This window comes from Blastococcus goldschmidtiae (genome assembly GCF_031845325.1).
In the GTDB taxonomy this organism is placed as follows: Bacteria; Actinomycetota; Actinomycetes; order Mycobacteriales; family Geodermatophilaceae; genus Blastococcus; species Blastococcus goldschmidtiae.
On the sequence record NZ_JAVREI010000002.1, the window covers coordinates 100,571 to 126,595 of the forward strand.

The 26,025-nt window shown below is 73.4% G+C and carries 25 protein-coding genes; 15 read left to right on the plus strand and 10 right to left on the minus strand.

Features of this window, described 5'->3' with window-relative positions; translation table 11 throughout:
- The first annotated feature begins 432 nt into the window (after positions 1-432).
- The 4 genes from RM425_RS05245 to RM425_RS05260 are packed head-to-tail and all read left to right on the plus strand — an operon-like array spanning position 433 to position 4,514.
- Positions 433-1,392, plus strand: a complete 960-nt coding sequence (locus RM425_RS05245) for an ABC transporter permease (protein ID WP_311344126.1) — start codon at positions 433-435, stop codon at positions 1,390-1,392.
- Positions 1,393-1,441: 49 nt separating this feature from the next.
- A complete protein-coding gene (locus tag RM425_RS05250; RefSeq protein ID WP_311344127.1) occupies positions 1,442-2,377 on the plus strand; it encodes an ABC transporter permease in 936 nt (311 codons plus the stop codon).
- On the plus strand, positions 2,374-3,474 hold the full coding sequence (locus RM425_RS05255) for an ABC transporter ATP-binding protein (RefSeq protein ID WP_311344128.1): 1,101 nt from the start codon (positions 2,374-2,376) through the stop codon (positions 3,472-3,474). Before RM425_RS05250 ends, RM425_RS05255 begins: the two co-directional genes overlap by 4 nt.
- Positions 3,474-4,514 (plus strand): ABC transporter ATP-binding protein, encoded by a 1,041-nt coding sequence (locus RM425_RS05260; RefSeq protein ID WP_311344129.1) that lies wholly within the window; start codon positions 3,474-3,476, stop codon positions 4,512-4,514. Before RM425_RS05255 ends, RM425_RS05260 begins: the two co-directional genes overlap by 1 nt.
- Before the next feature lie 104 nt (positions 4,515-4,618).
- Here the strand turns inward: RM425_RS05260 and RM425_RS05265 are convergent, their stop codons facing one another.
- From RM425_RS05265 to RM425_RS05280, 4 genes are all read right to left on the minus strand, one after another.
- On the minus strand, positions 4,619-5,371 hold the full coding sequence (locus RM425_RS05265; protein WP_311344130.1) for a dienelactone hydrolase family protein: 753 nt from the start codon (positions 5,369-5,371) through the stop codon (positions 4,619-4,621).
- Between the two features lie 188 nt (positions 5,372-5,559).
- The gene (locus RM425_RS05270; RefSeq protein ID WP_311344131.1) at positions 5,560-6,672 is read right to left on the minus strand and encodes an acyl-CoA dehydrogenase family protein; all 1,113 of its coding nucleotides are present in this window, start codon (positions 6,670-6,672) and stop codon (positions 5,560-5,562) included.
- 73 nt (positions 6,673-6,745) lie between these two features.
- Positions 6,746-8,011, minus strand: coding sequence for an acyl-CoA dehydrogenase family protein (locus RM425_RS05275; protein ID WP_311344132.1), 1,266 nt, complete (start codon positions 8,009-8,011; stop codon positions 6,746-6,748).
- A 10-nt stretch (positions 8,012-8,021) separates the two neighbouring features.
- On the minus strand, positions 8,022-10,109 hold the full coding sequence (locus tag RM425_RS05280; RefSeq protein WP_311344133.1) for an AMP-binding protein: 2,088 nt from the start codon (positions 10,107-10,109) through the stop codon (positions 8,022-8,024).
- A 151-nt stretch (positions 10,110-10,260) separates the two neighbouring features.
- On the opposite strand from RM425_RS05280, the gene RM425_RS05285 reads away from it, so the two are divergent.
- A complete protein-coding gene (locus tag RM425_RS05285) occupies positions 10,261-10,878 on the plus strand; it encodes a TetR/AcrR family transcriptional regulator (protein WP_311344134.1) in 618 nt (205 codons plus the stop codon).
- Here the strand turns inward: RM425_RS05285 and RM425_RS05290 are convergent.
- Entirely contained in the window at positions 10,844-12,406 is a 1,563-nt protein-coding gene (locus RM425_RS05290; RefSeq protein WP_311344135.1) for a DHA2 family efflux MFS transporter permease subunit, read from the minus strand. The genes RM425_RS05285 and RM425_RS05290 overlap by 35 nt on opposite strands.
- A gap of 107 nt (positions 12,407-12,513) precedes the next feature.
- Between RM425_RS05290 and RM425_RS05295 the strand changes: the two genes are divergently transcribed.
- The 5 genes from RM425_RS05295 to RM425_RS05315 all read left to right on the plus strand — a co-directional run bounded on the left by RM425_RS05295 (position 12,514) and on the right by RM425_RS05315 (position 14,981).
- Positions 12,514-13,431 (plus strand): SDR family oxidoreductase, encoded by a 918-nt coding sequence (locus RM425_RS05295; protein WP_311344136.1) that lies wholly within the window; start codon positions 12,514-12,516, stop codon positions 13,429-13,431.
- A gap of 61 nt (positions 13,432-13,492) precedes the next feature.
- Positions 13,493-13,987, plus strand: coding sequence for a GNAT family N-acetyltransferase (locus RM425_RS05300; protein ID WP_311344137.1), 495 nt, complete (start codon positions 13,493-13,495; stop codon positions 13,985-13,987).
- Between the two features lie 10 nt (positions 13,988-13,997).
- Complete coding sequence (locus RM425_RS05305; RefSeq protein ID WP_311344138.1) at positions 13,998-14,396, plus strand: ankyrin repeat domain-containing protein; 399 nt, start codon at positions 13,998-14,000, stop codon at positions 14,394-14,396.
- Between the two features lie 159 nt (positions 14,397-14,555).
- The gene (locus tag RM425_RS05310; RefSeq protein ID WP_311344139.1) at positions 14,556-14,801 is read left to right on the plus strand and encodes an ankyrin repeat domain-containing protein; all 246 of its coding nucleotides are present in this window, start codon (positions 14,556-14,558) and stop codon (positions 14,799-14,801) included.
- An 18-nt stretch (positions 14,802-14,819) separates the two neighbouring features.
- Positions 14,820-14,981, plus strand: coding sequence for a hypothetical protein (locus RM425_RS05315; RefSeq protein WP_311344140.1), 162 nt, complete (start codon positions 14,820-14,822; stop codon positions 14,979-14,981).
- A 56-nt stretch (positions 14,982-15,037) separates the two neighbouring features.
- Here RM425_RS05315 and RM425_RS05320 read toward each other — a convergent pair whose 3' ends face one another.
- Both RM425_RS05320 and RM425_RS05325 read right to left on the minus strand, forming a co-directional pair.
- Positions 15,038-16,618 carry an HNH endonuclease signature motif containing protein gene (locus tag RM425_RS05320; RefSeq protein ID WP_311344141.1) on the minus strand — a complete coding sequence of 527 codons (1,581 nt, stop codon included), beginning with the start codon at positions 16,616-16,618 and terminating at the stop codon, positions 15,038-15,040.
- Between the two features lie 139 nt (positions 16,619-16,757).
- A complete protein-coding gene (locus RM425_RS05325; RefSeq protein WP_311344142.1) occupies positions 16,758-17,246 on the minus strand; it encodes a GNAT family N-acetyltransferase in 489 nt (162 codons plus the stop codon).
- 176 nt (positions 17,247-17,422) lie between these two features.
- Here RM425_RS05325 and RM425_RS05330 point away from each other — a divergent pair, with 176 nt between their 5' ends.
- The 5 genes from RM425_RS05330 (at position 17,423) to RM425_RS05350 (ending at position 21,426) form a co-directional block, all read left to right on the plus strand.
- On the plus strand, positions 17,423-18,943 hold the full coding sequence (locus RM425_RS05330) for an AI-2E family transporter (RefSeq protein ID WP_311344143.1): 1,521 nt from the start codon (positions 17,423-17,425) through the stop codon (positions 18,941-18,943).
- A gap of 18 nt (positions 18,944-18,961) precedes the next feature.
- Entirely contained in the window at positions 18,962-19,405 is a 444-nt protein-coding gene (locus RM425_RS05335) for an ATP-binding protein (RefSeq protein ID WP_311344441.1), read from the plus strand.
- A 42-nt stretch (positions 19,406-19,447) separates the two neighbouring features.
- Positions 19,448-19,867 (plus strand): DUF350 domain-containing protein, encoded by a 420-nt coding sequence (locus RM425_RS05340; protein ID WP_311344144.1) that lies wholly within the window; start codon positions 19,448-19,450, stop codon positions 19,865-19,867.
- 120 nt (positions 19,868-19,987) lie between these two features.
- Positions 19,988-20,755: a 3-oxoacyl-ACP reductase FabG gene (fabG, locus tag RM425_RS05345; protein WP_311344145.1), complete on the plus strand. Its 768-nt coding sequence runs from the start codon at positions 19,988-19,990 to the stop codon at positions 20,753-20,755.
- Positions 20,756-20,808: 53 nt separating this feature from the next.
- Positions 20,809-21,426 carry a GDSL-type esterase/lipase family protein gene (locus RM425_RS05350; protein ID WP_311344146.1) on the plus strand — a complete coding sequence of 206 codons (618 nt, stop codon included), beginning with the start codon at positions 20,809-20,811 and terminating at the stop codon, positions 21,424-21,426.
- Positions 21,427-21,429: 3 nt separating this feature from the next.
- Here the strand turns inward: RM425_RS05350 and RM425_RS05355 are convergent, their stop codons facing one another.
- Genes RM425_RS05355 through RM425_RS05365 form a run of 3 tightly spaced genes read right to left on the minus strand, consistent with a single transcriptional unit; the run spans position 21,430 to position 25,977 of the window.
- Complete coding sequence (locus tag RM425_RS05355; RefSeq protein ID WP_311344147.1) at positions 21,430-22,593, minus strand: cation:proton antiporter; 1,164 nt, start codon at positions 22,591-22,593, stop codon at positions 21,430-21,432.
- An 8-nt stretch (positions 22,594-22,601) separates the two neighbouring features.
- The gene (locus RM425_RS05360; protein WP_311344148.1) at positions 22,602-23,087 is read right to left on the minus strand and encodes a cation:proton antiporter regulatory subunit; all 486 of its coding nucleotides are present in this window, start codon (positions 23,085-23,087) and stop codon (positions 22,602-22,604) included.
- A gap of 49 nt (positions 23,088-23,136) precedes the next feature.
- Positions 23,137-25,977, minus strand: a complete 2,841-nt coding sequence (locus RM425_RS05365) for an FAD-binding and (Fe-S)-binding domain-containing protein (RefSeq protein ID WP_311344149.1) — start codon at positions 25,975-25,977, stop codon at positions 23,137-23,139.
- Positions 25,978-26,025 lie beyond the last annotated feature (48 nt).

Here is a 26,025-nt window from a genome sequence, read left to right on the forward strand (position 1 = left end):
ACGGGCGCACGAGGACATGCCGCAGCGACTGCGGCGGCACACCGGCGAGCACGAGGGACTGCGGCCGGGAGAGCAGCGGGTGGGGGCCTCGTCGCGGCCCTCTCCGGACCGCACCGCCACGTTGTGCGCATCGCATAGTCCGGCCCCCGGCGAGAGTGGCGAGGCGCCTAGTGACGCAGCCCACTCCGGTAGGACAGACTCCCAGCACGCGCTGTGGGCGCTCGCACATCGACGCGCCATCCGCCGGCCTCGTCGCTGTGCCGGTACGAACACTGGTCAAGGAGTAATTACATGCGAGGACATCGGCGCCCGATGAGAGGCCCGTGGATACGGGCGCTCGCATCCGTGGGGCTCGAGGGCGGCTCCATCACCGTCGGCGCGGCCAGCTCCCAGGTCATGTGGGGTCACGTCTGGACGACGGAGTAAGCGCCCGTGTACCTCCTACGCAGGCTTCCGTCGCTCCTGGCCACCCTGTTCGCGGTGTCGCTGCTGACCTTCCTGATGACCAGCCTGCTGCCCGGTGACCCGGCGCTGCAGATCCTGGGGCCAGAGGCCGCGACCCCCGAGGCGATCGCGGCCGTCCGGGCCGATCTCGGCCTGGACGACCCGCTGCCCGTGCGCTACCTGCACTGGATCGGTGACGCGCTGACCGGCGACTTCGGTCGCTCCTACCGGACCAACCAGCCGGTCAGCGAGGCCATCTTCAACCGGCTGCCGGTCACCGCCGAGATCGGCGTCCTCGCCATCCTCATCGCGCTGGCGGTCGCGATCCCGGTCGGGATGCTGTCGGCCTACCGGGCCGGCACGCGGACCGACAAGCTGATCAGCAGCACGAGCTTCGGCCTGCTCGCGGTGCCGAACTTCATGGTGGCGATCTTCCTCATCCTCATCTTCGCCGTGTGGCTGGGTTTCCTGCCCGCCACGGGCTGGGTGAACTTCACCGACGACCCGCTGCAGAACCTGCGCTCGGCGTTGCTACCGGCGCTGTCGCTCGCGGTGGCGGAGATGGCGGTCTACACCCGGCTGCTCCGCACGGACATGATCGGGACGCTGCAGCAGGACTTCGTGACCATGGCCCGCGTCAAGGGCGTCTCCAACCGGCGGATCCTGTTCCGCCACGCTCTGCGCCCGTCGTCGTTCTCGCTGATGACGGTCGCAGGCGTGCAGGTCGGGGCGATCATCGGCGGCTCGGTGGTTGTCGAGACGCTGTTCGCCCTGCCGGGCGTCGGACGCCTCCTGCTGGAGTCGGTGTTGGTGCGCGACCTGCTCATGGTCCAGGGCGTGGCGTTGGTCATCGCCGTCAGCTACGTCGTCGTGAACTTCACCGTCGACATCCTTTACTCGTACCTCGACCCGAGGATTTCTCATGGACGTAGTGCGGCACGAGTCTGACGATTCGCCGAGATCACCCGCCGGCTCGCGTGCCGAGGGTGCCTCGGAGGTGCAGACCCCCGTCCCAGTGCTGGGTGCTCCTCATCCGGGCACCCCTGACAACGCCGATCCGAAGGATCCGCTCCACACCGATCCCTCGGCGGTCAACGCCGGGCCCGCCCGGAAGAAGCGCAAGGGCCTCGGCCTCGTCTTCTGGCTGGCGACGGTCTGGCTGGTGGTGGTGCTCATCTGCGCCCTCTTCGCCGACCTGCTGCCGGTCAAGGACCCGCTGACGCCCGACGTGATCAACAAGCTGGCGCTGCCGGGGCCGGAGCACTGGCTCGGCACCGACGGCCTCGGCCGGGACACCCTCGCCCGCCTGGTCCACGGGGCCCGGGTCTCGGTCACGATCAGCGTCACGGCCGTCGCCATCGGGATGGTGGTCGGCGGATTCCTCGGGATCATCTCGGGGTTCTTCCGCGGGAGGATCGAGACGGTCCTGATGACCATCATCAACATCATCCTGGCGTTCCCGGCGCTGGTCCTGCTGCTGCTGCTGCTGGCCTTCGTCGGCCGCAGCCTGGTCGTGATCTCGCTGATCGTCGGGTTCCTCTCGATCCCCATCTACACCCGTGTGGCGAGGGCGACGACGCTCGCCGTCGCCGAGCGGGAGTTCGTCCGGGCCGCCCGGACGATGGGGGCGAAGAACTCGCGCGTGCTGGCGCGGGAGATCCTGCCCAACGTGGTGCTCCCGGTGGCCGCGTTCGGTCTGGTGGCGATGGGCGTGGTGATCGTCCTGGAAGGAACGCTGGCCTTCCTCGGACTCAGCGTCCAGCAGCCGGCGCCCACCTGGGGCGGGATGATCTTCGACGGCAAGCGGTACCTCAGCGAGGCCCCGCACGTCGTGCTCATCCCCTCCATCACCATGTTCCTCACGGTGCTGTCGCTCAACCTGGTCGGCGACCAGCTCCGCACCCGCTTCGATGTCCGAGGGAGCAACCTGTGACCACCGCGCAGCTGGAAGGCCGGGCGAACGAACCGCTCCTCGAGGTAGAGGACCTGCGCACCTACTTCGACACGCCGCGAGGCGTGGTGAAGGCGGTGGACGGCGTCTCCCTGCGGGTGGACCGGGGCAAGACGCTGGGCATCGTGGGCGAGTCCGGCTCGGGCAAGACCGTGCTCTCGCGGTCGATCATGAACCTGCTGCCCAAGTCGAACACCATCCGTGAAGGCTCCGTGCGCTTCGAGGGTCGTGAGCTCACGACCATGAAGAACAAGGAGATGCGCACGATCTGGGGCGCCGAGCTGGCGATGATCCTGCAGGACCCGATGACCTCGCTGAACCCGGTCACCAAGATCGGCGAGCAGATCACCGAGTCCCTGGGGATCCACCTGCGCGAGAAGGGCAAGGTGGCCAAGGCGCACGCCGTCGAGCTGCTCAAGTCGGTCGGGATCCCGGCGGCCGAGCGTCGGCTGAACGAGTACCCGCACCAGCTGTCCGGTGGCATGCGCCAGCGCGTGACCATCGCGATCGCGCTGGCCTGCAGCCCCAAGCTCCTGGTCGCCGACGAGCCGACGACGGCCCTGGACGTCACCGTCCAGCGACAGATCCTCGACCTGCTGGAGACCCAGCAGCACGAGCGCAACATGGGGCTGATCATCATCACCCACGACCTCGGCGTGGTCGCGGGCCGGGCGGACGAGATCGCGGTCATGTACGCCGGCCGGATCGTCGAGCGGGCACCCACCCGCGAGTTGTTCGCCCGCACCCGGATGCCGTACACGGAGGGTCTGCTGCGGTCCATCCCGCGGCTGCACCAGCCCAGCCACACCAGGCTGGCGGCCATCCCGGGCCGGCCACCGGACCTCGTCGATCCGCCGGCCGGCTGCCCGTTCGCGCCGCGGTGCAACTACGCCCAGGACAAGTGCCTGACGGAGACGCCGCTGCTCGCGCCGCACGCCCCCGGGCACGAGGCGGCCTGCCACTTCCCGGTGGGGACGACGGCCGGCCAGGAAGCGCTCGCGCGCAACGTGGCCGCCGGACGCACCGCGGCCGGGACGCCCTTGGACAGCACGGTTCTCGCGACGGCAGGAGCAGCCTGATGGCCGGCACAGGTACCGCCCACCTGCGGGACGACCAGGACGACATCGTCCTGCGCGTCGAAGGTCTGGTGGTGGAGTTCCCCCTGGAGAAGGGGCAGAAAGTCCACGCCGTCTCCGGCATCAGCTTCGACATCGCCAAGGGCGAGACCCTGGGTCTCGTCGGGGAGTCCGGTTGCGGGAAGTCGACGACCGGGCGGGCGATCATGCAGGCGCCCCGCCCGACCGGCGGCAAGATCGTGTTCGACGACAAGGATCTGCGCTCCCTGTCGGCCGACGAGCTCCGGCGCAGTCGCACGAAGCTGCAGATGATCTACCAGGACCCGATCTCGTCGCTGAACCCGCGGCGCCGGGTCAAGGACATCGTGGCCGAGGGTCTGTCGATCTGGGAGGGCAAGGGCGCCGACGACCCGCGGGTCGACGAGATGCTGGCGGAGGTCGGGCTCGACCCGGAGCGGGCCGGCGGGCGGCGTCCGCACGAGATGTCCGGTGGTCAGTGCCAGCGGGTGTCGATCGCGCGGTCGCTCATCATGCGGCCGGAGGTGCTGATCTGCGACGAGCCGGTGTCCGCGCTGGACGTCTCCGTGCAGGCCCAGATCCTCAATCTGCTCGAGGACCTCAAGGCCGAGTTCGAGCTGACCATGGTGTTCATCGCCCACGACCTGGCCGTGGTGAAGAACATCAGCGACCGGGTCGCGGTGATGTACCTCGGCAAGATCTGCGAGGTCGCCCCGTCGGACACGCTCTACGCGCATCCGGCCCACCCGTACACGGCTGCACTGCTCGCCTCGATCCCCGAGCCCGACCCGGAGGCCAAGCACACCGACGCCGGTCTGTCCGGGGAGCTGCCCTCGCCGGTCAACCCGCCCAGCGGGTGCCGGTTCCGCACCCGGTGCCCGCGCGCGCAGGATCTGTGCGCCGAGCAGGAGCCGCAGATGCGCGAGGTCGCGCCGGAGCAGTACGTCGCCTGCCACTTCCCGCTGGTGGGGGAGCAGGCGTCCGAAGGTGGCCGGCACATGGCTGGAGCCACTGCCACCGCCTGAGTACTGCAGCAAGGAGCGCGTCCCGCGGCCGGGCGGACCAGGCAACTGGTCCGTCCGGCCGCGGTCGTGAGTCGGGGCACTCCGCGGCGGACCGAGGGACCGGCTCAGCCTCGTGCGACCCGGTCGGTGAGTGCCAGGACGTGCTCCCAGGCGTCCCGGCAGGCGTCGCTCCAGTCGCCGTAGGCGCGGTCGAAGAAGGAGTGCGGCGCGCCGTCGTACACCGGGGCGTCCACGTCCGCGCCGGCGGCGCGCATCGTCTCGGCCAGCGCGAGCTGGTCCTCCACCGGGGTCGCCTTGTCGTCGCCGGCGATCAGCATCACCGTGGGCAGCGCGGCCCGGGCGGCGGCGTCGCCCACCAGCGACGGGCGGCCGTAGAAGCCGGCGCAGCCGGCGAGGCCGAGGTCGCCGCCGGACTGCCGCCACGAGTGGCTCCCGCCGAAGCAGAACCCGACCGTGACGACCGGCAGGTCCGCGCCGTGCCGATCCCGCAGGCCGGCGATCGCGGCCACGATGTCGGCGTCGATGCCGGCGGTGGTGGTCTGCGGGATGTGCTCCTGCCAGCCGAAGTCCTCGCCCCGCGTCCCGTCCTCCGGCACGCCCGCCGTCCGGCCGAACCAGTCGATCGCGACCGCGGCCACGCCCGCCTCGGCGAAGCGCTCGGCCAGCGCCACGTAGTACGGGTGCAGCCCCCGGATGTCCGGCAGCACCACCACACCGGTGCGCGGGGTACCGGCCGGGGCGGCGTAGCCCGCGGCGAACCGCGTCCCGTCCTCGGCGGTCAGGGTGAGGGAGGCGCGCTCGACGACCTCCCCGCTGCGCGGTGGGGCGGGGGGCCGGCTGTCGTGGTCGTGGCACATGCCCCCGTTCTAGCCGTTCGGCCCACCGGGCGCCCGGTGACCATCCGCGGTTCGACGACAGCCCGGAGGACGACCGCTCCGGATGAGCCGCTCGGGATGAGCCGGCCGGGACCAGCGACCGGCCCCGGACGTGCGACGGCCCCCGTGCCCGCCCGGAGGCGGGCACGGGGGCCGGGAGGCGCGGTGCGTCAGGCGAGCAGCTTCTCGGCCACGGCGTCCCAGTGCTCGGTCGGGGTGCCGAACAGCAGGCTCGTGGACTTGGCGCGCCGGTAGTACAGGTGCGCGTCGTGCTCCCACGTGAACGCGATGCCGCCGTGCAGCTGGATCGAGTCCGAGGCCGCGATCCAGTAGGCCTCCGAGCAGTACGCCTTGGCCAGGTCGACCGAGATCTCGGCGTCGTCGGCGCCCTCGGCCAGCGCCCACAGGGCGTAGTAGGCCGCGGAGCGGGCGGACTCCACCTCGAGCAGCATGTCGGCGCAGCGGTGCTTGACCGCCTGGAAGCTGCCGACCGGGCGGCCGAACTGGTAGCGGATGTTGACGTACTCGACGGTCCGCTCGAGGCAGCGCTGGGCGCCGCCGACCTGCTCGGTGGCGAGCAGGACCACCGCGATGCGCATCAGCTGGGGGATCAGCGTCGCGGCGTCGCCCTCGGCGCCCACGAGACGCGCCGGCGTGCCCGAGAAGCCGACCTCGGCCAGCTTGCGCGTCATGTCCAGGGTGGTCAGTGCCCGGCGGGAGAGGCCGGCGGCCGAGCCCTCGACCGCGAAGACGCTGGGCCCCCCCGGGGTCTCCGCGACGACGAGCAGCAGCGTGGCGGTGGCGCCGTCCAGGACGAAGGACTTCTGGCCCTCCAGTGTCCAGCCGTCACCGGACTTCGTGGCGCGGGTCTGCAGGTTCTCCGCCGTCCAGGCGCCGTCGGCCTCGGCCAGGGCGACGGTGGCGATGGCGGATCCGTCGGCGATGCCGGGGAGGAGATCGGCCTTGGCCTGCTGGTCGTCCGACAGCTGGAGCAGGTTCGCGCCGAGGACCGTGGCGAGGTAGGGGGCGGGCAGCAGCGCGCGGCCCATCTCCTCGGTGACCAGGGCGGTCTCCAGGATGCCGAAGCCCGAGCCGCCGAACTCCTCGGGGATGGCCAGGCCCTGGAGGCCCAGCTGGTCGGCCATCTGCTTCCAGACCGCGGGGTCGTAGCCCTCCTCGGTCTCCATCAGGCGGCGGACCTCCTCCGAGGAGGACTTGGTCTCGAGGAAGCGGCGCAGGGTCCGGCGCAGCTCTTCCTGCTCCTTGTCGAACTGCATCAGCATGGGGTGAACCTCTCAGGAGTCGTACGGAGTGGACAAGTCATCTGCCGGGGACGGGCGTCCGGCCGGCGGGTCGTCAGTTGCCGAAGTCCCAGCCGCCCTCGGTGGCGTACCGGTCGAGCACGTGCTTGGCGATCAGTACCTTGTGGACCTCGTCCGGTCCGTCGGCGAGCCGCAGAGTGCGCGCGCCGAGGTACATGCTGGACAGCGGGAGGTCGCTGGAGACCCCGGCCGCCCCCCACACCTGGATGGCCCGGTCCACGACCCGTGAGTAGGCCGCGGGCACGAACACCTTGATCGACGAGATGTCGGTGCGGGCGCCCCGGTCGTTGCGGGCCACGCGCTCGGCGGCCTGGATGGTCATCAGCCGGGCGGCGCTGATGTCCATGTAGCTGTCGGCGATGAAGCCCTGGACGAACTGCTTGTCCTGGAGCGGCCCGCCGTGCACGGTCCGGGTGGTGGCCCGCTCCACCATGAGATCGAAAGCGCGCCACATCTGGCCGATCGAGTTCATGCAGTGGAAGACGCGGCCGGCGCCCAGCCGGTCCTGGGCGGCCTGGTGGCCCTGGCCCACGGCCCCCAGCAGGTTCGAGGCCGGGACCCGAACGTTCTCGTAGCGGACCTCGACGTGGTCCGACGTCGACCGGCCCCAGATGCCGACGCCCCGGACGATGTTCACGCCAGGGGTGTCGGTCGGCACGATCAGCTGCGCCATCTGGCCCCGGCCCGAGGCCGGGTCGTGGTCGGCCTCGACGACGCGGGTCATGACGATGAAGAAGTCCGCGGCGTGGCCGTTGGAGGTGAACCACTTGTGCCCGTTGAGCACCAGTTCGTCTCCGTCGCGGACGGCGGTCGTGGTGAGCGAGCGCGGGTCCGAACCGGGATTCTCCGGCTCGGTCATCGAGAAGCCGGACTCCATCTCGCCCTCGACGAGGGGGCGCAGCCACTGCTCCTTCTGCTCGTCGGTGCCGTACTTGAGCAGGATCTTCTGGTTGCCCGAGTTGGGGGCGACGACGCCGAACAGGGCCGCGGCGCCCGTGGCGTAGGCGAGGACCTCGTTCATGTAGGCGTGGGCGAGGAAGTCCAGCCCCATGCCGCCGTACTCCGGGGGGAGGTGCGGCGCCCAGAGCCCGGCCCTCCGGACCTTCTGCTTGATCTCCTCGCGCAGCGCCTTGGCGTCGATGACGGCCGGCTGTGTGTCGTCGACGTAGCCGCCGTGGCCGGAGCGCCGGAGCGCCTGCTCGTTGGGGAGGATGTCGTTGTTCACGATCTCGGCCGTGCGCATCCGGATGTCGTTGATGCGCTCGTCGAGCGTCGGGATCGGTCGGACGGTCAGGGGCATGTCGTTCCTCTCAGGCGTCCGCGCCGGCGGCGGCCTGCCGGCGGAAGTTCTCCCGCAGGACGCGCTTGGACAGCTTTCCGGACGGGGTGCGCGGCAACTCCTCGACGAAGTCGACCGTGCGCGGGCACTTGAAGTGGGCGAGCCGCTCGCGGGCCCACATCTTGAGTTCCTCGGCGAGCTCGGGGGAGGCCTCGTAGCCGGGCTGCAGCTCCACCACGGCCTTCACCGACTCGCCCCACTCGGGGTCGGGCACACCGATGACGCCGACGTCGCCGATCGACGGGTGGGTGATGAGCGCGGCCTCGACCTCCGCCGGGTAGACGTTGACCCCGCCGGAGATGATCAGGTCGACGCTGCGGTCGGTGAGGAAGAGCCAGCCGTCCTCGTCGAGGTAGCCGACGTCCCCGAGGGTGTAGTAGTCGCCGAGGTAGGACGACGAGGTCTTGGCCTCGTCGCCCAGGTAGACGAACCGCCCGGTCTCCGGCGCCCGCAGGTAGATGGTGCCCGGCACGCCGGCGGGCAGGTCCTCGCCGGCCTCGTCCAGGATCCGGATGTGCCCGGGCGTCGGGTGCCCGACGGTGCCGGGGCGGGCGAGCCAGTCGTGCGGCGAGACGACCGAGCCGAAGCCCTCGGTGGCCGCGTAGTACTCCCACGCGATCGGGCCGAGCCAGTCCATGAGCGCCTGCTTGACCGGGACCGGGCAGGGGGCGGCCCCGTGCCAGATGTTGCGCAGGCTGCTGAGGTCGTACCGGTCCTTGACCTCCTGCGGCAGCGAGATCATCCGGTGGAACATCGTGGGCACCAGGTGGGTGTGGGTGATCCGGTGCTGCTCGATCAGCCGCAGGGTCTCCTCGGCGTCCCACTTGTCCATGAGCACGACACCGGCGCCCCGGGACAGGGGCATGCTGAGCGAGAAGAGCAGCGGCGCGGAGTGGTACAGGGGGCCGGTGACCAGGTTGAGGTCCTGCCCGGGCACGTAGGCGGAGGCCTCGGCCACGAGGGTGGCCAACTCCGAGGCGGCGGCGCCGGCGGCCGGAGCGGCGGAGCGGTGCACGCCCTTGGGGCGCCCGGTGGTGCCGGAGGTGTAGGCCATGGTGGTGCCGAGCACCGGGTGCTCGAGGTTCTCGGCCGACTCGCCGGCCAGCGCCTGCTCGTAGTCCTCGAACCGCTCGCCGGCACCGTCGACGACGAGCAGGGCGCGGGCCTCCACGCCGTCCAGCGCCGAGCCGACGGTGTCGGCGAACCGGCCGTCGACGACGACGGCGCGGGCGCCGCAGTCGCGGAGGATGTAGTTGATCTCGTCGGCGGTGAGGTGCCAGTTGACCGGCGTGAGCCGCAGCCCGGAGCGCTGGGCGGCGTAGAGCGTCTCGACGGACTCGGGCCGGTTGGCGCTGATGAGGGCGATCGAGTCGCCGGCGCCGAGGCCCCGGGCGCGCAGCGCGCGGGCGAGCTGGTTCACCCGGCCGTTGAGCTCGGCGAAGCTGCGGTCGCCGTGCGCGGAGCGGATCGCCGGGGCGTCCGGCTGCCGGGCGGCCCACAGGGCACCCAGCGTGCCGGTGGCCGCGGCGCGCTCCACGAGGGCCTGCACGTCGGCCGAGGGTGCGGCGGCGGGGGGTTGCTGGGATGCGGTGGGCAGCATGGTGTCTCCTGTCGAGGGCCAGTGGCGCGCGCGCGTTGCGGTCTCGCGGTACGAGTCGAGCGCCCGGCCCCAGGCGGCGAGACCCGCGCGCGCGGCGGGGACGTCGTCGGGGGACAGGTGAGCGGAGAGGTCCTGCAGCCGCGCCGCGGCCGTGCGGTCGGCCTCGGCGAGCACCTCGTGCCCGCGCGCGGTCACCAGGTGGGTGACGTGGCGGCGGTCGGCCGGGTCGGTGCCGCGTTCGACCATCCCGCGGGCGACGAGGCCGTCGACGAGTGCGGTGACGCTCGGACGGCTCACGACCAGCCGGCGAGCGAGGGTGGAGGCGTTCACCGAGCCCTCGGACAGCAGGCTGAGCAGCCGGTACTGCGGCATGGAGAGATCGCACTCGGCCAGAGCCACCTCCACGAACCGGGCCAGGCGGGCCACCGTCCGCGCACCGGTGGGCGTGGCTTCGATCACAGCCGCTAACCATTCAGGTTTCTAACTTCTTTTGCAAGGGGCTCGTCGGAGTCCCAGGGACCGCGTTCCGTGACGCAGAGGTGACGCAGACCGCTACGCGCCAGTAGTCTCGCGGCAGTCGCGTGTCGTCGGGTCGAGGGGTGTGGGCCGGGTGCGGACGAGCGAGCAGCCGCAGGGCAGTGCCTGGCAGTGGAGCCGGACCGCCGACACGCGCCGCACGCTCATCACGGCAGCCGGAGAGGTCTTCGCCCAGAAGGGCTTCGCCGAGTGCAGCGTGGCCGACGTCGTGGAGCTCGCCGGGCTGAGCGTGGGCAGCCTGTACCACCACTACGGCGGCAAGTCCGAGCTCTTCCTCGCCGTGTGGGAGGACCACCAGGCGGCGTACGAGGAGCAGGCGGCGACCGCGGTCGCCCTGGCCCGGCGTGGCGGCACGACCGCCCCGGCGGAGCTGTTCCTCGTGGGGGCGCGGGCCTATCTCGAGACCACGTGGGAGCGCCGGGCGCTGGCCCGCCTGTTCCTGGACGGCGACGGGCCGCCCGGCTTCTTCCTCGTCCGCAGCCGCCGGCGCAACGACTGGGTCCGGCAGAACGCGGTGCTCCTCGCGGTGGGCACCGGGCCGGCCGACCGGCTCCTGGTCTCCATCCTCACCGCGGCGATGGGCGAGGCGGGCCGTCAGATCATCGGCTGCGAGACCGAGGAGCAGGCCGTGGCGGTCACCGAGAGCGCCCTGGCGATCATCCGGCGGTTGTCGGACCTTCGGGGGGAGTGACCTCCTCGCGGAGTCGCCGCCTGCTCGCGCGCAGCGCGGCGAGCGAGGTCAGGACGGTCGCGGTGTTGAGCGCGAGCATGGTGAACAGCGTCCACCGGTAGCCGGTCAGGAGGTCGGCCAACCCCTCGGCCGACACGTCGGACAACGTGCCGGCGAACGCGAACTGCCGCAGCTCGGGGGCGAGCGGCGCGGTGAGCACGGAGAGGACCACGGCCGTGCCGAGCACGAACCCGCTCTGCTGCAGCATCAGCCGCATCGCGTTGGCGATGCCCAGCCGCTCGTGGGACATGTCGCCCATGAGCGCCGTGGTGTTGGACGGCATGAACAGCCCCGACCCGGCACCGGCGAGCACCAGACCGGCGGCGATGGCGACGTAGTCGGCCTCCGTGATCACCGACCAGGCGAGCACGACCAGGCCGGCGCCGGTGCAGAGGTTACCCACCACGGCCAGCGCGCGCGGTGCGATCCAGCGCTGGAACAGGCCCGAGGACGAGGAGAAGACCAGCGTGGCCACCGCCAGTGGCAGGACGCGCAGGCCGGCGGTCAGCGGATCCACGCCCTGCACGGCCTGGAAGTACAGCGAGAAGAGCAGCAGGACGCCCGCCTGCGACGTCGAGTTGAGGAAGGAGGCCATCAGGCCGAGCGCGAACGGCCGGTTCCGGAAGAGCGTCATGTCGACCAGCGGGTGGGTCACCCGGCGCTCGAAGAGGACGAACGTCGGCATGCCCAGGACGAAGACGACCAGCCCGCCGATGACCAGCCAACTGGTCCAGCCGAGCGTGGTCGCCTGGGACAGTGCCGCCAGGCCGCTGCCCAGGGCCACCAGGATCAGCAGGTTCCCGGTCACGTCGATGCCCTGGCGTTCTCCCGCCCGGGCGACGCGGGGGAGCGCCCACGCCCCCCAGGCCAGGCAGATCAGCCCGACCGGCACGTTGAACCAGAAGACCCATCGCCAGCCGGCGTGCTCGGCGAGCACCCCGCCCACGGTGGGGCCCAGCAGCTGGGCGACGGAGAAGGAGGCGAGGTAGATGCCCATGCCCTGGCCGAGGCGGGCGCGGGGGAAGGCGGCGGTGACGATGGCGGCGCTGTTGGTCAGCAGCATCGCCGCGCCCGCGGCCTGCAGCACGCGGAGCCCGACGACCACCCAGGCGTTGGGGGCCAGACCGCACAGGAAGCTGGCGAAGGTGAAGGTGGCCAGGCCCATGAGGTACATCTGGCGGCGGCCGAACATGTCGGCCAGCCGCCCGAAGAAGATCATCATGACCGTGTTGGCCAGCATGAAGGCCAGCAACATCCAGCTGGCCGCGGTGGCGCTGGCGTCGAAGTGGCGCACGACGGTCGGCAGGGCCACGTTGAGCGCGCTGCCGGACATCCCGGAGAAGACGCTGGCCAGGCTGACGACCGAGAGCGCCCGCCAGGCCTCCTTCATGACCGCGCGCTCGTCGGGCGCCTCGACGCCGACCGGCTCCGGAGCGGCCGGTGAGGGTGCGGCGACCTCGCTGCTCGTGGTGCGCGCGTCGGCAGCCATGCATCCCCTCGGAGGTCGAGCGGTCGCCCTCACGGCGGCCCAGCCGGTTGACGCCGGCAATCCTGGAACAGGATTCTAGGGGACACCGACGAGAAGGAGGCTGCCTGATGCAGTCCGACGAGCAACGCGTGGTCATCGTGACGGGTGCGGCCCGTGGCATCGGGCGCGGACACGCCCTGGAGTTCGCGCGGCAGGGCTACGCCGTGGTCGTGAACGACCTCGGCGCCGACGTGGACGGCACGGGTGGGTCCACGGGCCCGGCGGGTGAGGTGGTCGACGAGATCCGGGCCCTGGGCGGTCAGGCGATCGCGAACGGGGACGACGTCTCGGACTTCGCCGCCGCGGAGCGCCTCGTGCGGTCGACCGTGGAGCACTTCGGCCGACTGGACGTGCTGGTCAACAACGCCGGCATCCTGCGCGACCGGATGCTGGTGAACATGTCCGAGCAGGAGTGGGACTCGGTGATCCAGGTCCACCTCAAGGGCACGTTCGCGCCGCTGCGCCACGCGGCCGCCTACTGGCGGGAGGAGCACCGCGCCGGCCGCCCGGTGGATGCCCGCGTCATCAACACGACGTCGTCCTCGGGCATCTACGGCAACCAGGGCCAGTCGAACTACGGCGCCGCCAAGGCCGGCATAGCCGCCTTCACGGTCATCACCGCGATGGAGCTGGGGCGGTACGGCGTCACGGTCAACGCGGTGGCGCCCGCCGCGCTCACCCGGATGACCGAGAACCTCCGCCCCGACCGGGAGAAGCCGGATCCGGAGGCGTTCGACCCGTCCGCGCCGGACAACATCGCACCCCTGGTCGTCTGGCTGGCCGGGCCCGCGGCGCGGGAGGTCACCGGCCGGGTGTTCAACGTCCGTGGCGGCATGATCAGCGTCGCCGAGGGGTGGCAGGCCGGTCCCGGCGTCGACAAGGGCGCGCGGTGGACGGTCGAGGAGCTCGACGACGTCCTCCCCGGGCTGGTCGCGAAGGCGGCGCCCAACGCCGACCAGCGGGGCATCCGCCCGGCCACCGGCTGAGCCGCTCCCGCGGCCGGCCGGGGCGCATGCCGCTCCGGCCGTCTGCGGGACACTCTGCGGTGTGGACGACGTCGCGTGGGGGCCGCTGCCCGGTGTCCCCGGGGTGGTGGTGCGCCGGGCGGTGTCCGCGGATCTGCCGGCGCTGGTGGCTCTCCTCGCCGACGACCCCCTGGGGGCGTTGCGGGAATCCGCCGACGGTGGCCTCGAGCCCTACCGGCGGGCGTTCGCGCTGGTCGACGCCGATCCGGCCCACCTCCTGGTGGTGGCGCTGGCCGGCGCCGAGGCGGTGGGCACCCTGCAGCTGTCCTTCCTGCCGGGGCTCTCCCGCCGCGGGGCGTTGCGGGCGCAGGTCGAGGGCGTCCGCGTCCGTGCCGACCGCCGGGGCGACGGACTGGGGGAGGCGCTGCTCCGCTGGGCGCTCGCGGAGGCCCGCCGGCGCGACTGCGCGGTGGTGCAGCTCACGACCGACCAGGCGCGTCCGGACGCGCACCGCTTCTACGAGCGGCTCGGCTTCGTCGCGTCGCACCGGGGCTACAAGTTGGGCCTGGACTCCTAGGGTGGGCGACGTGACCAGCGGACAGATCGACCCCCAGCTGCTCGAGGTGGCCCGCCGGATGTTCGACCTGGCGCGGTTCGGCTACACCGAGGAACTGGTGTCCTACATCGACCGGCGTGCCCCGGTGAACCTGACCAACGAGAAGGGCGACACGCTCCTGCTGCTGGCCGCGTACTACGGCCACGCGGAGACGGTCGCGGCGCTCCTGGCGCGCGGGGCAGACCACTCGCGCGTCAACGACAAGGGGCAGACCGCGCTGGCCGCGGCGGTGTTCAAGCAGTCGGCCGAGACCGTCGGCCACCTCCTCGCGGCCGGTGCCGACCCGGACCTGGGTGGCCAGAGCGCCCGGGCGACCGCGCAGTTCTTCGACCTCACGGCCATGACCGAGCTGCTCGACGCGCCTCGCTGACCCGCCTCTGCCTGACCCGGGCACGGTCCGCGCCTGGCGCCGACCGGGCGCGTTCCGTTCCAGACGCCGGCGGGGCGCGGTGCGCGCGTGTCCGGCCCGTCGGACGGACGCCGAGTACGCCCGTCCGGGCCGTCCGCCGCGCCGCCGCTGCCTCCTACGATGCCCGCCACGAGCATCGGCGGCTCGTCCACCGGAACCGTCCAGGCGGGTCACCTCGTCGACCTGGCGCGGCAGGGCGAGACCGAGGTGCTGGCGGCCTACGTCGACGCCGGCGTCCCGGTCGACCTGACGAACGACGCGGGAGACACCCTCCTAACGCTCGCTGCGTACCACGGTCACGGCGACACGGTGGCGGCCCTGCTGGCCCGGGGTGCGGACCACGCCCGGGTCAGCGACAAGGGGTAGACGGCGCTGGCCGCGGCGATGTTCAAGCAGGCCGAGGGCGGCATCCGGCACCTGCTGGCTGCTGGCTGCTGGCTGCTGGCTGCCGGCGCCGACCCCGACCGTGGCGACCAGACGGCGCGGGACACGGCCCGGTTCTTCGGCCTGACGGCCATGACGGAACTCCTCGACGCACCCAGGTGAACGGAGCCCTCGGCGCCCCAGAGAACCCGGCACCACGCGTACCCCCCGCAGCGGCCTCAGAAGGGCGGCGGGGTGTCGTCGGCCGGTGTGGGTGGTGGCGCCGGGAGCGCGCGTTGTGCGTGCACCAGGCCGGGTGGTCGGGTGGTCCGGGTGATGCCGGACGGGGTGGTCACGCTGAGCGTGCCGTCGGGGCGCATCTGGAAGCGCCAGCCGCGGGCGAAGGTCTTGAGCCGGTGGTGGGTGCGGCACAGGCAGCAGAGGTTCTGGCAGGTGGTGCGGCCGCCGCAGTCGTAGGGGAGGACGTGGTCGGCGTCGGTGCGTCCGGCGGGTTGCCCGCAGCCGGGGTGACGGCAGGTGCGGTCGCGCATGCGGATGAACCGTTCCTGCGCGGGGGTGTGTACGTAGCCGGTCGCTTCGGGCGGCGGCCCCAGCACCGGACACTCGCAGGCGACGTCCCGCCCGTGCATCCGGCAGCCGCGGGCCAGCCGGGCGAGTTCGGTGGCGGTGGCGGTGGCCAGCAGTGCGCCGTCGTCGTCGGTGATGGCCACCGTCAGGCTGCCGCCGGGTGGCGCCTGCACGCCGAGTGCGCTGAGCTGGGTGAGCAGTTCGCGCAGGTGGGCGGCGGTGATCGGGGTGCCGTCCACGGTCGGCGTCGCCTCGCCGGCCGCCGCTCGATCCACCGCCTGACCACGGGCCCGTTCCGCCCCTCGGCTCCAGGCGCTGCCCACCGCATGCCCCTGGTCCGGTGTGCCCGGGCAGTCCGGGCAGTCCGGGCGGCGCAGGGCCGACAGCGGTGCGGTGATCGTGAGGTGGCCGGTCATCGCCGGGCGGGAGGTGTTCCAGGAGCGCAGCACCAGCGCGGCGTGCGCCTCGGCGCGCAGCACGCCGATCGGCCGGTCGTCCCCGCCGGTGGCGGCCAGCTGCGCGGCCTGATCGATCGTGGACCACATCGCCGCGGCCACCGGCGCGGGCAGCTCACTGGTCAGCGCCGACATGCCGTCGGTCGTCGGGTACAGCCGCACCGCGGCGCGCTGCTCGGCGTCGATGCGGCGCTGCTCGGCGAACTCCTCATCCGCCGCCTCCGCCGCAGCGACCAGCCGGTTGCGCAGCTTCCCCGGCGACAGGCCCGCGGCCAGGGGCAGCACCGCGGGCACCACGGCCGCGAGGACCTCGTCCGAGGCCGTGGTGAGGACGTCGGCGAACACCCCGGCGCGGTACCGGTCCAGCCGGCCGGCCGTGCACTCGGCGTGCACCGCGGGCATGCGCTCCACCAGCTGATAGGCCTGCGCGGCCGTCCGGGAGGCGAACGACCGGGAGCAGTTCAGCACCATCCCCAGCTCGTCGGGGAAGAACTCCGAGGTGCCCGGCACCGGCGACCCGCCACCGCGCCGCCGCGCACCGGGATGCCCCGGCGGCGGATCATCGGTGTCGGGCCGGGCGGCGGCCAGCGCCATGACCAGTTCGGCCTCGTAGGCGGCGTCCATCGCCTTGCGGGCCTGCACCCGCTGCAGCTCCACGGCCACCTGCTCGGCCGAGAGCAGCTCGACCGGCAGCCGCTGCACCGACGGCGGACGCTGCATCAGCCAGCCGACCAGGACGCCCTCCACCACGGAGCGCTGCACCACGGTCGCCGACATGGACCGAACATACGTTCGAGGTACGACAGTTTTGCCGTGCCCGGTGTCCGGTGCCCGGTGCCCGGGGATCGACGCCTGCGCTGTGAGGCCGGTTCCTCCGCCCGGCGAACGGTGGCCGGGGCGCGATGCCGGGTCGGCGTCAGGACATGTGCTTGACGAGCACCCGTTCGTCGTAGCTGATGCCGTGCTCCACGGTGTGGATCACGCGGTCGGTCACGACCCACCCCGCACGTCCGTAGAAGGCGATCGCCGCGTGGTTCTCGACCCGGGTGTGCAGCTCCAGCTCCGTGTGGCCGACAGTGGCGAGCATCGCCTCGCCCAGCGCGAGGAGGCGCCGGCCGAGACCGGTGCCGTGGTGGTCGGGATCGACGAACAGGTGCACCAGCCGGTGCCCGCTGATCGTGACGTGCCCGATCGGCGTGCCGTGTGCCACGGCCACCCGCGTCGTGCAGTCGGAGCCCGGCCGGAACCAGTCGTGGAGCTGCTGCCGGGTGCCCGCGCGGTCGGGCGGCTGGAACCCGCCGGCGGACGGCCGGCCGGCGTAGGTCATCACGAAGCAGCGGTGGTGGTAGTCCTCCACCGCATCGGCGTCGGCCGGCGTCGCCGGGCGGACCGCGACGGCATCCATGCGTCGACACTGGCACGCCGGCGCCCGATGCGGGCGGGAGTTCCGGTGCCGGTCCGGGACGTCGGCTGCCGCCCGTCCCGGACGTCGGTCGACGCACGCGCCCGGCGCCGGGATGCGCGGGCATGGGTGGACACTCCAGGGGTACGAGCCCGCGATCCAGGGGAGGGGGTGGCCCGGTGGCGCGACCTGCGGTGCACGGCAGGGGGCAGGAGCCGTCCCGCGCGCTCGACCCCAGCGCTCAGGGCCCCGCCGAGCCGCCCGCCGCCGCCACGCCCACCTCCGACCCGCTGTCCACCGGTTCGGCAGTCGACGGCGCCGCCGAGGTGCAGCCACCGGCCGACGACGCCGGACAGCAGGCCGACGACGACGCCGGCCGGCCGGCCGACGACGCCGACTTGCTGGCCGCGGCCGACGCGGGGGCGGCTGCTCCGACCGCCACGGGAGCCACCACCGCCACCGAGGCCCTGGGTGGATCGCCCACCGGCCTGCCCCGCTGGCTGCTCGTGCTGGGTGGGCTGGCCGCAGCGACCATCGCCATCGCCGGGCTGCGCGAGGTCGCCTGGCTGGCCGCGCCCATCCTGCTGGCGCTCGTCGTCGTCGTCGGCCTCATGCCGGTCTCGAGCTGGCTGCGTCGTCACGGCGCGCCGCGCTGGGTGGCGACGACCGTCCTGCTGCTCCTCGTCTGGGCCGTCCTGCTCGGGTTCGTCGCGCTGCTCGTGGCCAGCGTCGCCCAGCTGGCCGCTCTCCTCCCGGACTACGCCGACCGGGCCGAGGAACTCCTCGACGGGGTGGTCGCCGACCTCAACGACGCCGGCCTGGTCTCGGGACAGCTCTCCGACCTCGTCGAGCAGATCGAGTACGGGCAGGTGGTGGGGCTGGCGACCGACCTGCTGGGGCGCATCACCGCGGCGGCCAGCACCCTGATCCTGCTGCTCTCCGCGCTGGTCTTCATGGCCATCGAGTCCAGCGGATACGGCCGGCGGCTGGTGCTCATCGCGCGGGAGCGGCCGCACCTGCCGGTCGCCTTCAGCCTCTTCGCCCAGGGCACCCGCAGCTACCTGCTGGTGAGCACCGTCTTCGGGGCGGTCGTCGCGGTGGGCGACGCGATCGCCCTGGCCATCCTCGCCGTGCCGGCCGCGCCGCTGTGGGGGCTGCTGGCCTTCATCACCAACTACGTGCCGAACATCGGGTTCGTGCTCGGCGTCGTCCCCCCGGCGCTGCTCGGGCTGCTCGCCGGCGGCTGGGGCGAGCTGATCGCCATCCTGGTGATCTACACGCTGCTCAACTTCGTCGTGCAGACGCTGATCCAGCCGCGGTTCGTCGGGGACTCGGTCGGCCTGTCGATGACCGTCACCTTCATCGCCCTCCTGTTCTGGGGCTGGGTGCTCGGGGCGCTCGGGGCGCTGCTGGCGATCCCGTTGACCTTGCTGGTCAAGGCGCTGCTGGTCGACGTCGACCCGCGTGGTCACTGGCTGGACGCCCTGCTCCGGGAGGAGCCGCGGGCGCCGAGGACCTCCCGTGCCCGGCGCCGGATGCACGCCCGGCGGTCTGCGCTCGCCTCCGTGCGCCGGCTGCACCAGCCCCGGCGGCTGCCCGGCGAGGAGCTCGCGCCGGCCGGCGACGCCGGTACGCCCGCACCGGTGGGCGACGCCGGTACGCCCGCACCGGTGGGCGACGCCGGTACGCCGGTGCGCTGAGTGCCGGAACTGGTGGTCGTGGTCGGTCTGCAGGGCGCCGGCAACAGAAGGACCTCCCTGCCCCCCCCACCGCTCGCAGGCTCGCGACGGGCCCCTGCACGGAGGCCTGACGCGTGCCCGAGGCGGGAGGCGCGGCAGTGCCGCGTGGTGGCCGAGCTGCTCGCCGCCGGCCGCAGCGTCGTCGTGGACAACACCAACCCCTCGGCCGCCGAGCGCGCGCCGCTGATCGCGGCGGCCCGGGAGGCGGGCGTGCCGGTGCAGGCGGTCTGGCTGGACACGCCGCTGGACGTCTGCCTGGCGCGCAACGCCAGGCGCCCCGAGGGCACCCGCGTGCCGCTGGTGGCTGTGCACGCCGCCGTCGCCCGGTTCCAGCCGCCGACGACCGCGGAGGGGTTCGACCGGGTCGACGTCCTCGGCCCGTCGCAGGGCCCGAGGGATGCGACGGGGGAGGGCGTGCGGTAGACACGGCAGGCCGTTCCCCCCGACGTCCCGGAGGTCCCCCTCGTGCTGGCCAGCATCGGCTACGCCGCCGCCTACACGGGCGTGGGCATCGCGCTCCTGGCCCTCGGCTTCGTGGCGCTCGACCTCCTCACCCCGGGCCACCTGGGGCGGCACATCTACCAGGAGGGATCGATCAACGCCGGCATCGTGCTGGCTGCGGGGTTCCTCGGCCAGGGCGCGATCGCGTTCACCACGATCTGGACCAACGCGACCGACGGCTTCGGCCGGGCGCTGTGGTGGACCGTGGTCTTCGGCGTCGTCGGCGTGCTCCTGCAGGCGGTGGCCTTCCTGGTGCTCAACCTGGTGACGCCGGGCTCCCTGGGATCGTCGCTGGTCCAGGTGCGGTTCCACCCGGCGAGCCTGGTGAGCGCGGCCAGCCAGCTCGCGGTCGCCGCCATCATCGTCGCCTCCATCTGGCCCTGACGGGGGCTGCTTCCCCCGTGTGACGGGCGACTCACGCCCTGGCCGTAAGGTGCCGGGCAGCTTGTCGTCCCCGCTCGGTCGGGGACCGACGCACGAGCAGACCTGACGAGAGGAAGATTCATGAGCGAGGCAGTGAACAGCACCCGGGCGGCCATCGTGACCGGCGGCGCGCGCGGCATCGGTGCCGCCACCGCGCAGCGGCTGGCCAAGGACGGGTTCGCCGTCGCCGTCCTGGACCTCGACGAGGCGTCCGCCCAGGGCACCGTCGACGCGATCCAGGCCGCCGGGGGCAAGGGTCTGGCCGTCGGGGCCGACGTCAGCGACGCCGAGCAGGTCCAGGGCGCTGTCGACCGCATCGCCGCGGAGCTCGGCGCGCCGGTCGTGCTGGTGAACAACGCGGGCGTCCTCCGCGACAACATGCTGTTCAAGATGAGCGACTCGGACTGGGACATCGTCATGAACGTGCACCTCCGTGGTGCCTTCCTGATGTCGCGCGCCGCCCAGAAGCACATGATCGAGGCCAAGTGGGGCCGGATCGTGAACCTGTCCAGCACCTCGGCGCTGGGCAACCGCGGCCAGGCCAACTACTCCACCGCCAAGGCCGGCCTGCAGGGCTTCACCAAGACCCTGGCCATCGAGCTCGGCAAGTTCGGCGTCACCGCCAACGCCATCGCCCCCGGCTTCATCCAGACGGAGATGACCAAGGCGACCGCCGACCGCATGGGCATCCCCTTCGACGACTTCATCAAGGGCGCCGGGTCGCAGATCCCGGTGCAGCGCGTCGGCCAGCCCGAGGACATCGCGCACCTCGTGTCGTTCTTCGCCAGCGAGGGCGCCGGCTTCATCTCCGGCCAGGTCGTCTACGCCGCGGGCGGCCCGAAGGGCTGACCGCAGGACCCCTGCACGAAATCCAGCGGGCCACGGACGGCGTTGTGCCGTCCGTGGCCCGTTCCGTTGTCCGCCTCCTCGTCCTCGGCGACTCGATCGCCTTCGGCACCGGCGCGCTGCGCGCCGAGCACGCCCTCGGCCCGCGGCTGGCCGCCGCGCTGACCGGGGACGGGCACGACGTCGACCTGCACGTGCTCGCGGTGCCGGGCGCGGTCTCTGCGGACCTCCCGCGGCAGGTGCGCGCGGCCGCGCCGCTGGCAGCCGATCTCGCGCTGATCGTGGTCGGGGCGAACGACATCGTCCGCCTCGTCCCGCCCGAGCAGGCAGCGGCCTCCCTGGACGCGGCGCTCCGCACGCTGAGGGCCGGCGGGACCGACGTCGTCCTGGTGCCGGCACCGGACATGTCCAGCGTGCCGTTCGTGCCGCCCGCGTTCCGCCCGCTCGTCCAGGGGGCGTGCGCGCAGCTGCAGCAGCGGCAGGCCGCCGTGGCACGGGCGACCGGCGCGACCGTCGCGGCGGTCGCCGACGTCAACCGGGCCTTCGGTGCCGATGCGGCCCTCTTCGCCGCCGACCGCTTCCACCCGTCGTCCGCGGGATACGCCCGCATCGCCGCCGCGCTGACCCCTGCCGTCCTCGCCGCCGCCCGCGCCCGTCGGGAGACGGCGGCCTGAGCCTCAGGCGGCGAGGGGCGCCGGACGGCGCAGCGCGGCCGGCTCGGCGAAGCGGGTGAGGACCGGGCCGGCCACCGCGAGGATCAGCACGTAGGCCGTGGCGATCGGGCCGACGTCGGCCAGCCCGGCGGTCACCGCGAGCCCGGCGATCACGATGGAGAACTCGCCGCGCGCGACCAGGGCCGTCCCGGCGCGCAGCCGCCCGGGTACCGCGATGCCGTCCCGCTTCGCTGCGAACCAGCCGGTGCCGATCTTGGTCACCGTCGAGACGGCCGCCAGTGCCAGCGCCGCGGGCAGGAGGGGCAGGATCGCGCCCGGGTCGGTGGCGAAGCCGAAGGCGACGAAGAACAGCGCGGCGAACAGGTCCCGCAGGGGACCGAGGATGGCCCGGGCGCGCTCGGCGAAGGAGGCCGGGAGCGCCAGCCCCACCAGGAACGCGCCGACCGCCGCCGAGGCCCCCATCGCCTGCGCCGCACCGGCGACCAGCAGGGTCAGCCCCACCAGGCGCAGCATCACCTGCTCGTCGTCGTCGTGGCTGAGCAACCGGCCCAGCCGGTGTCCGTGGCGCTGTGCGGCCACCAGGACCAGGGTCACGGCCCCGACGGCCAGCGCGACGCCGGCGACCGCCGCCGTCGGTCCGTCGCCGGCCAGGGCGACCACGAGCAGCGGCAGGAACAGTGCCATGGCCAGGTCCTCGAGCACCAGGACGGCGAGGACGGCAGGGGTCTCCCGGTTGGCCAGCCGGCCCAGGTCGCCGAGGAGGCGGGCCACGATCCCCGACGAGGAGATCCAGGTGACGCCGGCGAGAGCCAGCGCACCCTGCCACGGGAGGCCGAGCAGGAGCCCGGCCACGAAGCCCGGTGGCGCGTTCAGTACCAGGTCCACGAGCCCCGAGGGTGCGTGCCGCCGGAAGGAGCTGAACAGCTCGGTGGCGGAGAACTCCAGCCCGAGGGTGAGCAGCAGCAGCACCACGCCGATCTCGGCGGCGGAGGTGAGGAAGGGCTCCGCGGTGTCCAGCGGGATCAGTCCGCCGTTGCCGACGGCGAGCGCGGCGACGAGGACGAACGGGATGGGGGAGAGCCCGAGCCTGCGGGCCAGCATGCCCAGCAGCGAGAGGCCGAGGAACAGCAGGCCGAGCTCGACCAGCAGGGTCGCGACGTGGTCCACCGGCGAGGTCAGGCCTGGCCGGCGAGGCGGCGCTCGAGCTGCACCAGTCCGGCGTCCGAGCCGATCGCCACGAGCACGTCGCCGCCGGCCAGGACGTGCTCGGGGCCCGGGGAGGGGACGACGTCGACGCCGCGGACGACGGCCACGATCGAGCAGCCGGTGAGGGTGCGGGCGCGGGTGTCGCCCAGCGGCCGGCCGTCGAACGGCGAGCCGGGTGCGACGGTGAGCCGTCCGGACTCCAGCCCCGGCACCTCGCGGGAGAGGTCGGCGAAGCGCTGGGTCAGCCGCGGCGCGCCGAGCACCTCGGCGACGGCGTCGGCCTCGTCGGGGCTGAGCCGGAACATCCCCTGGGCGCGGTCGGGGTCGCGACGGTCGTAGACGGCGATCTCGGCCCCGCCCTCGCGCTGGACGACGATGCCCAGCACCTGCCCCGAGCTGCACCGCAGCTCGTAGCGCACGCCGACACCGGGCAGCAGGGTCTCCTCGAGGTCCACGCCGCGATCGTCGCAGACGCCCCGCCGGCCGGTCGCCCGGCCGGGCCGGTCAGCCCGGGCGCCCCGCGAGCAGCTGGGCCAGGTGCATGCCGCGGCGCCCGGCCAGCTGGTCCAGCTGGGTGCGGCAGGAGAACCCGTCGGCGAGCACGACGGCGTCGTCGGGGAGGCCCTCGACGGCCGGCAGGAGCTGCTGCCCGGCGATCGCCACCGACACGTCGTGGTGGCCCTTCTCGACGCCCCAGTTGCCCGCCAGCCCGCAGCAGCCACCCAGCCGGGTCACCTCCGCGCCGGCCCGCCGCAGCAGCGCGGCGTCGGCCGACCAGCCGAGCACCGAGGCGTGGTGGCAGTGCGGCTGCGCGACCACCTGCAGGCCCGCCAGGGACGGCGGCTCCCAGCCGGGCGTGGCGGCGAGCTGCTCGGCCAGGGTGCGGGTGCCGGCGGCGACGGCCTCGGCGTCCGGGCCGCCCACCACCTCCAGCGCCTCGCCGCGCAGCACCGCGGTGCACGAGGGCTCGACGCCGACGACCGGGATGCCGGCGGCGACGACCGGTGCCAGCTCGGCGACGGTGTGCCCGAGGATGCGGCGGGCCGCGTCCAGCTGCCCGGTGGTGATCCAGGTCAGCCCACAGCAGGTGTCCGAACCGGGCACCTGCACCCGGTAGCCGGCCGCCTCCAGGACCTCGGCGGCGGCCAGGGCGGTGTCGGGGTCGAAGTGGTCGGTGAAGGAGTCGACCCAGAGGGCCACCGGCGGGCCGTCCCCGGCGGCTGCGGGCCGGTCCTGCCACTGCTGCCGGAAGGTGCGGACGGCGAAGGCGGGGACGGCGCGGCGCTGGTCCATGCCCGCACCCCACTTGGCCAGCCGGCCGCCCAGCCGGGAGCCCAGGAATCCGTTGACCAGCCGCGGCGCCCGGGCCGCGAGGTCGGCCCACCGCGGCAGCCGGCCTAGCGTGTAGTGCGGGAGGGGACGCAGCCGGCGCCGGTAGGACTGGTGCAGCACCTCGGACTTGTAGGCGGCCATGTCGACCCCGGTCGGGCAGTCCGAGGAGCAGCCCTTGCACGAGAGGCACAGGTCCAGCGCGTCGTGCACCTCCGGCGAGCGCCAGCCGGTCACCGGTCCGCCGGGGGCGAGCATCTCCTGCAGCACGCGCGCCCGGCCGCGGGTGGTGTCCTTCTCGTTCCGCGTCGCCGGCCACGAGGGGCACATGACCCCGCCGCTGGACTGCAGGTCCGCGCGGCACTTCCCGACGCCCGTGCAGCGGTGCACGGCGGCGGAGAGGTCGCCGCCGTCGTGCCGGTAGGCCAGGGCGAGGGTGGGCCGGGTGTCGCGGCTGACGACCGGCGCGGCCGCGGTGCGGACGTCGTCGTCGAGGGCGGCCGGCCGGACCAGGACGCCGGGGTTGAGGACGTCGTCGGGGTCGAAGAGCGCCTTGACCCGCTCGAAGAGCGAGATGACGGCGGGGGAGTACATGAGCGGGAGCAGTTCGCTGCGGGCCCGGCCGTCACCGTGCTCCCCGGACAGCGAGCCCCCGTAGCCGGCGACCAGGCCTGCGGCGTCCTCCACGAAGGCCCGGTACCGCGCCCGCCCCCGGTCCGGTCCGCCGTCGGCGCCGAACGGGAAGTCGATGCGCACGTGCACGCAGCCGTCACCGAAGTGCCCGTAGGGGACGCCCTGGAGGCCGTGGCCGTCGAGCAGCGCCTCGAAGCCGCGCAGGTAGTCGCCGAGCCGCTCGACCGGGACCGCGGCGTCCTCCCAGCCGGCGTGCGCCGGCCGCCCGTCCGAGGTGCGCGCGGCCAGGCCGGCGCCGTCCTCGCGGATCCGCCAGATCGCGGCGGCCTCCGCCGGATCGGTGACGACGAGGGAGTCCAGGGCGGCCGCGTCGGCGAGCACCCCGCGGGCCTTGGCCTCGACCTCGGCCACCGTGTCGCCGGTCAGCTCCACGATCAACCAGCCGTCGCCGCGGGGGAGGTCGGGCACGACGGCGGCCGGCACGTCGCGCAGCCGCTGCACGATCCGCTGATCCAGCCCCTCGACGGCGGTCGGCTCGTGGGGGAGCAGGGCGGGCGTGGCGTCGGCGGCGTCGGCCATCGTGCGATAGCCGAGGACGACCAGCCCGCGGAACGGCGCGTCGGCCACCAGTCGCACGGTGGCGGAGAGCACCAGCCCCAGCGTGCCCTCGCTCCCGACCAGGGCGCGGGCCACGTCGAAGCCGCGCTCGGGGAGCAGGTGCTCCAGCGAGTAGCCCGACACCTGGCGGCCGAAGCGGCCCAGCTCGGTGCGGATCGTCGCGAGCTCCGCGCCGACGAGGCGCTGCAGGTCGGCGAGCACGCCGGGTTCCGGCACCGTGCCGGGGCCCAGGTCCAGGCGGGTCCCTCCACCGGTGACGACGTCCAGACCGAGGACGTTGTCGGAGGTGCGCCCGTACCCCAGCGCCCGTGAGCCGCAGGCGTTGTTGCCGATCATGCCGCCGATCGTGCAGCGGTTGTGCGTGCTCGGATCGGGGCCGAAGCGCAGGCCGTGCGGGCGGGCCGCCGTCTGCAGGGCGGCCTGGACGACACCCGGCTGCACCGTGGCGGTCCGCGCCCCGGCGTCGAGCGAGAGCACCTGGTTCATGTGCCGACTGGTGTCGAGCACCACGCCCGTCCCGACGGCGTTCCCGGCGATCGAGGTGCCCGCCCCGCGGGCGGTCAGGGGCACGCCCAGCTCGCGGCAGACGGTGAGCGTCGCGAGGACCTCGTCGGTGTCGCGGGGGCGGACGACGGCCCGGGGGAGCACCCGGTAGATCGAGGCGTCGGAGGAGTAGAGCGCTCGGGCCAGCCCGGAGTCGTCGACGTCGGTCAGTCCGGCCGCGCGCAGTGCTGCGGCGAGGTCGACCGCGGTGGTACGGCTCATGGCCGTCATGCAACCAGGGGGCGACGAGCCTCGCGCACCCGGCCACCG

Coding starts and splice junctions, on each gene's coding strand:
- RM425_RS05260 (WP_311344129.1), top strand. CDS start 3,474: ATGGCCGGCACAGGTACCGCCCACCTGCGGGACGACCAGGACGACATC.
- RM425_RS05265 (WP_311344130.1), bottom strand. CDS start 5,371: ATGTGCCACGACCACGACAGCCGGCCCCCCGCCCCACCGCGCAGCGGG.
- RM425_RS05270 (WP_311344131.1), bottom strand. CDS start 6,672: ATGCTGATGCAGTTCGACAAGGAGCAGGAAGAGCTGCGCCGGACCCTG.
- RM425_RS05275 (WP_311344132.1), bottom strand. CDS start 8,011: ATGCCCCTGACCGTCCGACCGATCCCGACGCTCGACGAGCGCATCAAC.
- RM425_RS05290 (WP_311344135.1), bottom strand. CDS start 12,406: ATGGCTGCCGACGCGCGCACCACGAGCAGCGAGGTCGCCGCACCCTCA.
- RM425_RS05295 (WP_311344136.1), top strand. CDS start 12,514: ATGCAGTCCGACGAGCAACGCGTGGTCATCGTGACGGGTGCGGCCCGT.
- RM425_RS05310 (WP_311344139.1), top strand. CDS start 14,556: ATGCCCGCCACGAGCATCGGCGGCTCGTCCACCGGAACCGTCCAGGCG.
- RM425_RS05315 (WP_311344140.1), top strand. CDS start 14,820: ATGTTCAAGCAGGCCGAGGGCGGCATCCGGCACCTGCTGGCTGCTGGC.
- RM425_RS05320 (WP_311344141.1), bottom strand. CDS start 16,618: ATGTCGGCGACCGTGGTGCAGCGCTCCGTGGTGGAGGGCGTCCTGGTC.
- RM425_RS05325 (WP_311344142.1), bottom strand. CDS start 17,246: ATGGATGCCGTCGCGGTCCGCCCGGCGACGCCGGCCGACGCCGATGCG.
- fabG (WP_311344145.1), top strand. CDS start 19,988: ATGAGCGAGGCAGTGAACAGCACCCGGGCGGCCATCGTGACCGGCGGC.
- RM425_RS05365 (WP_311344149.1), bottom strand. CDS start 25,977: ATGAGCCGTACCACCGCGGTCGACCTCGCCGCAGCACTGCGCGCGGCC.